Source organism: Flavobacterium olei (assembly GCF_039749035.1).
GTDB classification, from domain to species: domain Bacteria; phylum Bacteroidota; class Bacteroidia; order Flavobacteriales; family Flavobacteriaceae; genus Flavobacterium; species Flavobacterium olei.
Genome location: NZ_JBDKWC010000017.1, coordinates 1 through 666, shown reverse-complemented (window position 1 = coordinate 666; position 666 = coordinate 1). Strand labels below are relative to the sequence as shown.

General features: G+C 41.9%; 1 pseudogene. It reads left to right on the top strand.

What is annotated here, in order from left to right:
* Positions 1 to 666: pseudogene (locus ABEB31_RS21615) on the top strand (DUF6443 domain-containing protein); the annotation flags it as partial.

The window sequence follows — 666 nt, the reverse complement described above, 5'->3', positions numbered from 1 at the left end:
CCGTTAAACAGAATCTTAAAACAGGCAGCTCCGGGGAATTCGTGGGCAATGGGAAGCGGTCATGAAATAAAACTGGATTACCAGACCAATACAGCAGATGAGGTAAAGTTATATCAGGCAACAGCCACCTGGAGCGCCGGTTCCGGATTATATGATATTTCATTTTCCGATGCTGGATTTTATGCGGAAAATCAATTGTATAAAACAATTACTTATGACGAAAACACTTCTGCAAGTCCGGTAGAAGGTTCTGGTTCAACAGTTGAATTTAAAAATAAAGAAGGACAGGTTGTACTGAAAAGAACCTATGATGGAGCTGATAAACATGATACTTATTATGTTTACGACATCTACGGAAACTTAACCTATGTGATTCCGCCAAAAGTCGAAGGAACTATTGATTCTGCTGTACTTAACGGTTTATGCTATCAATACAAATACGATGATACAAATCGTTTGGTAGAAAAAAAGCTTCCCGGCAGGCAGTGGGAATTTATTGTATATGACAGACTCGACAGACCCGTGGCAACAGGACCTGCAACATCGCCTTTTACAGGTGATAGTACCGTCGGGTGGACTATTACCAAATACGATGCTTTTGGCAGACCGGTTTACACCGGATGGAGCAGCCAAACTTCAAACGCTGCAACCCGTAAGTCATTGCAG